At 71.9% G+C, this 8,113-nt stretch carries 10 protein-coding genes; 7 read left to right on the forward strand and 3 right to left on the reverse strand.

Features of this window, described 5'->3' with window-relative positions; genetic code table 11:
- Nucleotides 1-15 precede the first annotated feature (15 nt).
- The 3 genes from QOL99_RS12475 to QOL99_RS12485 are packed head-to-tail and all read left to right on the forward strand — an operon-like array spanning nt 16 to nt 2,078.
- Nucleotides 16-1,035, forward strand: coding sequence for a bifunctional methylenetetrahydrofolate dehydrogenase/methenyltetrahydrofolate cyclohydrolase (locus tag QOL99_RS12475; protein ID WP_456318859.1), 1,020 nt, complete (start codon nt 16-18; stop codon nt 1,033-1,035).
- Nucleotides 1,036-1,047: 12 nt separating this feature from the next.
- Entirely contained in the window at nt 1,048-1,512 is a 465-nt protein-coding gene (locus tag QOL99_RS12480) for a divergent PAP2 family protein (RefSeq protein ID WP_285524247.1), read from the forward strand.
- Nucleotides 1,509-2,078, forward strand: coding sequence for a class I SAM-dependent methyltransferase (locus QOL99_RS12485; protein WP_285524248.1), 570 nt, complete (start codon nt 1,509-1,511; stop codon nt 2,076-2,078). Before QOL99_RS12480 ends, QOL99_RS12485 begins: the two co-directional genes overlap by 4 nt.
- Here the strand turns inward: QOL99_RS12485 and QOL99_RS12490 are convergent.
- Entirely contained in the window at nt 2,056-2,439 is a 384-nt protein-coding gene (locus QOL99_RS12490) for an NADH-quinone oxidoreductase subunit 15 (RefSeq protein WP_285524249.1), read from the reverse strand. The genes QOL99_RS12485 and QOL99_RS12490 overlap by 23 nt on opposite strands.
- 97 nt (nt 2,440-2,536) lie before the next feature.
- Between QOL99_RS12490 and QOL99_RS12495 the strand changes: the two genes are divergently transcribed.
- Nucleotides 2,537-3,088, forward strand: a complete 552-nt coding sequence (locus tag QOL99_RS12495; RefSeq protein WP_285524250.1) for an AAA family ATPase — start codon at nt 2,537-2,539, stop codon at nt 3,086-3,088.
- On the opposite strand, the gene QOL99_RS12500 is transcribed toward QOL99_RS12495, so the two are convergent.
- Nucleotides 3,045-4,877 carry an alpha-amylase family glycosyl hydrolase gene (locus tag QOL99_RS12500; protein WP_285524252.1) on the reverse strand — a complete coding sequence of 611 codons (1,833 nt, stop codon included), beginning with the start codon at nt 4,875-4,877 and terminating at the stop codon, nt 3,045-3,047. The two genes, QOL99_RS12495 and QOL99_RS12500, sit on opposite strands and share 44 nt — an antisense overlap.
- A 231-nt stretch (nt 4,878-5,108) precedes the next feature.
- Here QOL99_RS12500 and QOL99_RS12505 point away from each other — a divergent pair, with 231 nt between their 5' ends.
- Genes QOL99_RS12505 through QOL99_RS12515 form a run of 3 tightly spaced genes read left to right on the forward strand, consistent with a single transcriptional unit; the run spans nt 5,109 to nt 7,892 of the window.
- Nucleotides 5,109-6,218 (forward strand): BMP family lipoprotein, encoded by a 1,110-nt coding sequence (locus QOL99_RS12505; protein WP_285524254.1) that lies wholly within the window; start codon nt 5,109-5,111, stop codon nt 6,216-6,218.
- Nucleotides 6,219-6,264: 46 nt separating this feature from the next.
- Entirely contained in the window at nt 6,265-7,494 is a 1,230-nt protein-coding gene (gene ispG, locus QOL99_RS12510) for a flavodoxin-dependent (E)-4-hydroxy-3-methylbut-2-enyl-diphosphate synthase (protein WP_285524255.1), read from the forward strand.
- A complete protein-coding gene (locus QOL99_RS12515; RefSeq protein WP_285524257.1) occupies nt 7,491-7,892 on the forward strand; it encodes a DUF4259 domain-containing protein in 402 nt (133 codons plus the stop codon). Before ispG ends, QOL99_RS12515 begins: the two co-directional genes overlap by 4 nt.
- A gap of 3 nt (nt 7,893-7,895) precedes the next feature.
- Here the strand turns inward: QOL99_RS12515 and QOL99_RS12520 are convergent.
- On the reverse strand, nt 7,896-8,113 hold a 218-nt coding region (locus QOL99_RS12520; RefSeq protein ID WP_285524259.1), incomplete at its 5' end, for a M55 family metallopeptidase.

Here is an 8,113-nt window from a genome sequence, read left to right on the forward strand (position 1 = left end):
GCGCGGGCCCGTGCCCTGCCCCGGCCCCCTGGCCTCGCCATCGTGCGCCTGGGAGACGACCCGGCCTCGGTGAGCTACGTGCGCGGCAAGGACCGCAAGGCGCGGGAGGTGGGCCTCCAGAGCACGGTCCACGCCCTGCCCGGGAGCACCTCTGAGGCCGACCTCCTCGCGTTGATCGCGCGGCTGAACGCGGCCCCCGACGTGGACGGGATTCTGGTGCAGCTCCCGCTGCCGCCCCACATCAGCGAGGCGGCGGTGCTGCGGGCAGTGGACCCCGGCAAGGACGTGGACGGCTTTCACCCGGTCAACGTGGGCGAGCTGTGGTCGGGGCGGCCGGGCTTGCTTCCCTGCACGCCCGCCGGGATCATGTTCCTGCTGGCGCACTCCGGCATTCCGGTCGCGGGTCGCCGCGCCGCCGTGGTGGGCCGCAGCGCCATCGTGGGCCGCCCGATGGCCGCGCTGCTGCTCGCCGGGGACGCGACCGTGACTCTGGCCCACAGCCGCACGCCCGACCTCGGCGCGGTGACGCGGGAGGCGGAAGTGCTGGTCGTCGCGGTGGGCCGCCCGCACCTGATCACGCCGGAGATGGTGCGGCCCGGCGCGGCCGTGGTCGATGTGGGCNCGGTCGCGGGTCGCCGCGCCGCCGTGGTGGGCCGCAGCGCCATCGTGGGCCGCCCGATGGCCGCGCTGCTGCTCGCCGGGGACGCGACCGTGACTCTGGCCCACAGCCGCACGCCCGACCTCGGCGCGGTGACGCGGGAGGCGGAAGTGCTGGTCGTCGCGGTGGGCCGCCCGCACCTGATCACGCCGGAGATGGTGCGGCCCGGCGCGGCCGTGGTCGATGTGGGCATCAACCGGGTGACGGACGCGGAGGGAATCTCGCGGCTGGTCGGAGACGTGCATCCGGACGTGGCGCGGGTCGCCGGGGCCCTGACGCCGGTGCCGGGGGGCGTCGGCCCGATGACCATCGCCGCGCTGCTCGCCAACACCGTCACGGCGGCCGAAGGTCGGCTGGGGCGGCCGCAGCCGCGCTAGACTTCCGGCCCTGTGACGACCTCCCCTCTCGACGATCTGCTCGGGAACCGCTGGCTGTGGACGGCGGTCCTCGCCTCCACCGGAGCGCAGGTGCTCAAGGTGCTGCTGATCCTGCTGCTGGAGCGGCGCTGGCGCCCCGAAGCCTTCATGGAAACGGGCGGCATGCCGTCGAGCCACTCCGCGATGGTGGCCGCCCTGACGACGGGGGTGGCGATCACCCAGGGCATAGGCAGCCCCCTCTTTGCCGCCAGCGCCGTCTTCGCCCTGATCGTGATGTACGACGCGACCGGGGTGCGCCACTCCAGCGGCGTTCAGGCCCGCCTGCTCAACGACCTCGTCGAGGAATTGCGGACCGTCGTGCGCGAGGGCTTCGCGCCCCTGCCCCTGCGGGTGCTGCTGGGGCACACCTACCTGGAAGTGCTGGTGGGCACCCTGATCGGAGTCGGCATGGCCTTCGTGGCCTTCCGGGTGCTGTGATCCCGGCTTCCGGTCCCCTGCGCGTCCTTATCGGCGCCGGAGACCAGCGCTGGGACGGCTGGATTCCCACCGGGCGCGAGGAACTGGACCTGCTGGACCCCACCACCTGGGCCGCGTGGTTCGGGGAGCGGCGGGCCGACGCCCTGCTGTGCGAGCACGTCTGGGAACACCTGACCGAGGAGGAGGGTCGCGCCGCCGCCCGCCTGTGCTTCGGCTACCTGAAGCCCGGCGGCTTTCTGCGCGTGGCCGTCCCCGACGCCAACTTCCCCGCCCCCGAATACCAGAACGCGGTGCAGGTGGGCGGCCCCGGCCCGGCCGACCATCCGGCCGCCGATCACCAGGTCGTCTATGACCACCGCCGCCTGAGCGCCGTGTTCCGGGAGGCGGGGTTCGGGGTGCGGCTGCTCGAATACTGCGACGACTCGGGCCAGTTCCACGCCCACGACTGGGACGTGGAGACCGGCCCGATCTACCGCTCCCGGCGGCTGGACCACCGCAACCGGGAGGGGCACCTGGGGTTCGTCTCGCTGATTCTCGACGCCGTCAGACTGTCGCCAGCCCCCTGACCGACCCATCCACGAGTTGCGCGAGGCGCTCCCGCGTGAAGGGCCGCTTGCCTTCGAGCAGTCCGGCCCCCCCCGCGTGGAGGTGCCAGTGCTTGCTGCCGCCCATCAGCCGCAGCGAGACGCCCTTCATGTCCACGTGCCGGGGGCTGACGGCCGCCACCATCAGGGGCTGCCCGCCCGAGGCCAGGGCCACGCTCATCACCGTGGTGGGCAGGTCGTAGGCCCGCTCCATGCGGTAGATGTAGTCGGGAAAATCCGCGACCTTCTGGAAGCCCAGTCCCCGCGCCGCCGCTTCCGCCTCCAGCCACGAAAGAAGCTCGACCCACTGCGCGTACAGCCGCCCGTCATCTGCATGTGCCATGTCTGCCGGGCAGCATAGCAAGCGGCCAGCCGTCGGCCCTCCGCCCCGGCCGGATGGCGGATGCCTCTTCCCCCGGCCCCGTGGTTTCCTGCCGCCCATGCAGCGAGTCATCGTGATCGGGACCACCGGCAGCGGCAAGACCACCCTGGCCCGTGCGCTGGCCGCACGCCTGGGCGTGCCCCACGGGGAGCAGGACGCCTGGAACCACCTGCCGGGCTGGCAGGAAGCCCCCCGCGAACAGTTCCGGGCGCGGGTGGCCGCCTTCACCGCCGGGGACGCCTGGGTGATGGACGGCAACTACTCCAAGGCGCGGGACATCGGCTGGGCGCGGGCCGACACGCTGGTGTGGCTGGACTATCCCGGACAGGTGGTGTTCGGGCGGCTGCTCACGCGCACGCTGCGGCGGATCGCCTGGCGGCAGGAGCTGTGGAACGGCAACCGCGAGCGCCTGCACGTCCAGTTCACCGGGGGCGGCATCCTGGCCTGGTTTTTCCGGACCCACTGGAAGCGCCGCCGCGAGACGCCGGGGCACCTCGCCGCCTTTCCGCACCTGCGGGTCGTGCGGCTGCGGACGCCGGGGGAGGCGGCGCGGTGGCTGGCCTCCCTTACCCCTGCAGCAGCACCCGCCCGCCCGCCGCGTCCAGCGTGACCTCGCCGCCCGGGAAGACCTCGCCGCGCAGGGTGTCCCGCCACTCGCCCGCCGGGAGGGTCAGCGTGACCCGGTGCGCCTCCGGGCGGCGGCTGGCGACGACCACGGCCCGCTCCACTGCCCCGTCCCCCCCGGTGTACTCGCGCAGAAAGGCCAGCGCGTCCGCCTCCGCGTGCAGGAAGCGCAGGGTGCCCTCCTGCAAGGCCCTTGTTCCCCGCCGCAGATGAATCAGGGCGCGTACCCGCTCGCGCAGTCCGGTGTCCCACGCCGCCTCGTCCCAGGGCATGCTCTCGCGGCACCACGGCATCATCCCCGGTTGGCGCTGGCTGAGGCCGATCTCCGTGCCGTAGTAGGTGCAGGGCACGCCGGGATAGCCCATCAGCAGGGTGAAGGCCGCCAGAAAGCGCGTCCGGTCCCCCTCCAGCCGGTAGAGCGCCCGCCCGATGTCGTGCGATTCGAGCAGGTTGAACATGCTCAGCGCGACGGGCGGCGCGAGGACGTGCCAGGCGTCCTGCAGCAGTTCTGCCAGTTCCGTGCCGTCCAGACGGCTTGGGCAGCCGTGGTGGTCGGCGCCACTCAGCCACTGCATGACCGGGAGGCCGAAGCCGTGGTAATTCATCGCGCCGTCCTCGCCCTGCCCGTCGAGCGCGTGCTCGGGGTCGAAGAAGCGTTCCCCGAAGACGTAGGCGTCAGGCCGTTCCTCGCGGGCCGCCGCCTTCAGCGCCCGGTGCAGCGCCAGATTGTCCTCGTCGCTGCCGCCCGCGCCGATCATGTGGGCCACGTCCAGCCGCCAGCCCGCCGCGCCCCGCCGCAACCACTCGCGGACCACGCTGCGCTCGCCGTTCAGAAACTCCGACACCGCTTCCGGTGCCCGGTAGTCGATCTTGGGCAGGCTGGGCAGGTCGAAAAAGGCGTGGTAGGGCGGCTTGCCCGGCTCGTCGCGCCAGGTGAAGAGGGACCGCTCCGGCGCCGCCTCGTCCTCCAGCGCGGCCTGAAAGAGAGCGTGCTCGTTCCCCACATGGTTGAACACCCCGTCGAGCACCAGCCGGAACCCCCGCGCGTCCGCCGCCGCCTGCAACTCGGCCCAGGCCGCGTCCCCGCCGAGGTGCGGGTCCACGTGGCGGTAGTCGCTGATGTCGTAGCGGTGGTTCGACGGCGAGACGAAGATGGGCGTGAGCCACAGCGCGTTCACGCCGAGGTCCTCCAGGTACGGCAGCGCCCCCGTCACCCCCTGCAGGTCGCCGCCGTAGTGGGCGTGGATGTCGCCCGCCTTCGTGATGGGGGAGCCCCACTCCGCCTTCTCCACCGGGCGGCCCTGGTAGAGGTATTCGCCGTCCCGCACGTCGTTGCCGGGGTCGCCGTTGCGAAAGCGGTCAGGAAAGACCTGATAGAAGACGCTGCGCCACGCCCACTCGGGTGCCCGGTGCCCGGCGAGATACTGGAACCAGCTCCGGAAGCCCCGCCGCACCCGGTGCAGCCCCAGCGCGGTGAGGTGCAGGTGATCGCCCGGCAGTTCCAGTGCCCAGGCGTAGCGCACCCGGGCGGCGTCCAGCGGCAGCTCAGCCTCGAACCAGCGGCCCCCTCCGGCCCCGCCCACCTCGGTCGCCCGCACGCTCTCGATCTCGCCCACCCGCACGAAGTCGAGCCGGACGCCCCTCACGTCCCCGGCTCCCTCGCCCGTCACGCGCAGCCGCAGCCGGACGCCCTCGCCTGTTCCGGCTCCCAGCCGCTCCGTGTAACCGGGGGTGTGGTCGTGCGCCGCGCAGATGCCTGTTCTGTGGTCGTTCATCCTGATCTCCTCTGTCTCCATGCCGCGTTCGCCGGGCACGGCCTTCCTCCTGTCGGTGCGGAGAGAGGTCGTGCCCGGCGGGGGGCAAGCGTTGCCTTCTGGTTTGCGGGCAGTCTGCGCGGCGGGGCGGCGGGAGGTCAAGCGGACGGGGTCGGGCGCACGGGGCACGCTCCCCCCACCCCCCCCCGGCGGCGTCAGGCGGGTGTAAGAGCCGACGCGGGAGCATAGGACATGCGTTCACAATCCGCGTTGCTGGCCTCCCTGTCCGCCCTGCTCCTGGGTTCTGCCCACGCCATCGGCTTCACGGTGGGGATCGGCTTTGACCTGGGAGGCCGCCGCGACGACGGCTTCAACCAGACCGTGTACCAGGGCGTGCAGCGCGTGCTGGCCGAGACGGGGGGTCAGGTGCGGCTGTCCGAGCCGCGCCAGCTCAGCGAGGTCGGGGTGGGGATTCCGGGGCTGGTGCGTTCGGGCGCCAAGGTCGTGATCGGCGTGGGCTTCGCCAACAACGCGGCGCTCACGGCGGCGGCGGCGGCGGCCCCCGGAACCCGCTTTATCCTGGTGGACGATCTGCCCAAGGGCCCCAACACGGTGGGCCTGCGCTTCCGCGAGCAGGAGGGCAGCTTCCTGGCCGGGTACCTCGCGGGCAAGCAAAGCGCGACCGGGCGGGTGGGCTTTATCGGGGGCACCGATATTCCGGTGATCGGGCGCTTCAAGGCCGGGTTCGAGGCGGGCGTGGCCTTTGCCTGCCCCGACTGTCAGGTCACCAGCGTGTATGTCAGCGACTCCAGCGCGGGCTTCAACCTGCCGGGCACCGCCAAGCTGCTGACCGCGCAGCTGGGCCGCAACGGCAACGACATCATCTACGCGGCGGCCGGGGCGAGTGGCCGGGGCGTGATCGACCAGATCAAGGCCCAGCCCTGCCTCAAGGCGGGCACGCTGCCCCCGGACCTCAAGTTCCGCGCCAACCCCTACGCGGGAGTCACCAAGAGCGCCGCCTACCGCAAGGCCTGCGCGGGAGACAGCCGCCCGATGTTCTTTATCGGGGTGGACACCAACCAGAACGCGCTGGGCGACTTCGACAGGAATCCCGCCACCCTCAACCACGGCCTGACCTCCATGCTCAAGCGCGTCGACAACGCCGTGTACGCGGTGGTCAAGGACGTGGCGATGGGGCGGCCCTGGCGCAGCGGCGACCGCTCCTTTGGCCTGAACAACGGCGGCGTGGGACTGGCCTTTGACGGCTACAACAAGGCCCTGGTCTCCCCGCAGATGCAGGCCACCCTCAAGAAGATCGAGGCCCTGATCGTCAACGGGACCGTCAAGGTGCCCGCCCAGTAGTCCCCGCTCCCAACGTCCCGCACGGGCGCGGGTAGACTGCCCCCATATGAGGACGCCGCGCCGTCAGACCGTGACCACCTGGGTGGGCCGCATCCCCGTGGGAAGCCAGCACCCCGTCGTCGTGCAGTCCATGACCAACACCGACACCGCCGACGCCGAGGCCACCGCCCTGCAGGTGGCCCAGCTCGCCCGCACCGGGTCCGAGATCGTGCGCGTGACCGTCAACACCCGCGAGGCTGCCGCCGCCATCCCGGAGATCGTGGAGCGGCTGCGCGTCCTGGGGCTGGACGTGCCCATCGTCGGGGACTTCCACTACAACGGGCACATCCTGCTGGCCGAGTTTCCCGAAACGGCCCGGTTGCTCGCCAAGTACCGTATCAACCCCGGCAACGTGGGCGCGGGGCAGCACCACGACGCCAACTTCGCCACGATGATCGAGGTGGCCAAGCAGTACGGCAAGCCCGTCCGCATCGGCGTGAACTGGGGCAGCCTCGACCAGCAGGTCCTCGCCCGCCTGATGGACGAGAACGCGGCGGCGGGGAGTCCCAAATCCACCACCGACGTGACCATCGACGCGATGGTGACCTCCGCGCTGGAGTCGGCCCGCTACGCCGAAGCGTTGGGCTTGCCGCACGATCAGATCATCATCTCGGTCAAGGTCAGCTCCGCTCCCGAGCTGTGGCAGGTTTACCGCCAGCTCGCGCCGCTGTGCGACTACCCGCTGCACCTCGGCCTGACGGAAGCGGGCATCGGCATGAAGGGCATGGTGGCGTCCAGCGTGGCCCTCGCGCCGCTGCTCACCGAGGGCATCGGGGACACCATCCGCGTGTCGCTCACGCCCGAGCCGGGTGCCCCGCGCAAGCTGGAGGTCGAGGTCGCCCAGCAGATTCTCCAGAGCCTGGGCCTGCGCCAGTTTCTGCCCCAGGTCACGAGCTGCCCGGGTTGCGGGCGTACCACCTCGACCTTCTTCCAGCACCTCGCCGGGCAGATTCAGGATTACATCCGCGATTCCATGCCCGAGTGGAAGGTCCGGTACCCCGGCGTCGAGGAGATGCAGGTCGCCGTGATGGGCTGCGTCGTGAACGGCCCCGGCGAGAGCAAGCACGCCCACATCGGCATCTCGCTGCCCGGCACCGGGGAAGACCCCCGCGCTCCCGTCTACCAGGACGGCAAGCTGCTGACCACTTTGAAAGGGCCGCGCATCGTGGAGGACTTCCAGGCGCTGCTCGACAGGTATGTGGAGGAGCGGTATGGGCGGCGCGAGGTGGGGGCGTGAACCTCTGGGGACCCGGTGCATTCGAAAACGAAGTCGGCGCGGCTTTCGCGCAGGAAGTGGCCCAGGACGGCGCCTTCGCCCTCGCGGAAGCCTTCGACGTGGCCCTCGACCCCGACGCCGATTTCCTCGCCGCCGAGGAAGGGTGGCGCACCCTGGCCGCCGCCGAGGTGCTCGCCGCCGTGCTGACCGGGGACACCTCGCGCCTCACCGACGCGGGGCTGCGGGCCTGGGTCGCCGGAGCCGACGCCGCTGAGCTGGAGGGCCTGCGCAACGTGGCCCACGCCGCCGTCTCGCGCGTGATCGCAGCCGACAGCGAACTGCCCGACCTGTGGGCCGACGCCGGGGACGAGGCGGCGTGGCGGGCCGGGGTGCAACGGCTGCAGGAAGCACTGGCCTGATGCTCAGGTGTTCAACCGCACCTCCGCCACCCGCGCCAGCATTCGGAACATGCCGAAGAGGTGCAGCGCGTCCCCGCTCTCCCAGGCCACCGTCTCGGCGTCCACCCGCGTGACGCCCGGCACCCGCCCCGCCTGATCGGCGCGGGCCTGATGGTCGAAGCGCAGCTCGGCGCGGGCGGGCCAGCGGGTCGTGTAGGGCGCGGCGTCCGCCGCCGCCCGCA

It is taken from the genome of Deinococcus rhizophilus (assembly GCF_030271215.1).
GTDB lineage: Bacteria > Deinococcota > Deinococci > Deinococcales > Deinococcaceae > Deinococcus > Deinococcus rhizophilus.

Excerpts from the sequence above, each read along its gene's own strand:
- QOL99_RS12490 (WP_285524249.1), bottom strand. The coding sequence starts at position 2,439 with ATGGCACATGCAGATGACGGGCGGCTGTACGCGCAGTGGGTCGAGCTT.
- QOL99_RS12495 (WP_285524250.1), top strand. The coding sequence starts at position 2,537 with ATGCAGCGAGTCATCGTGATCGGGACCACCGGCAGCGGCAAGACCACC.
- QOL99_RS12500 (WP_285524252.1), bottom strand. The coding sequence starts at position 4,877 with ATGAACGACCACAGAACAGGCATCTGCGCGGCGCACGACCACACCCCC.
- QOL99_RS12505 (WP_285524254.1), top strand. The coding sequence starts at position 5,109 with ATGCGTTCACAATCCGCGTTGCTGGCCTCCCTGTCCGCCCTGCTCCTG.
- ispG (WP_285524255.1), top strand. The coding sequence starts at position 6,265 with ATGAGGACGCCGCGCCGTCAGACCGTGACCACCTGGGTGGGCCGCATC.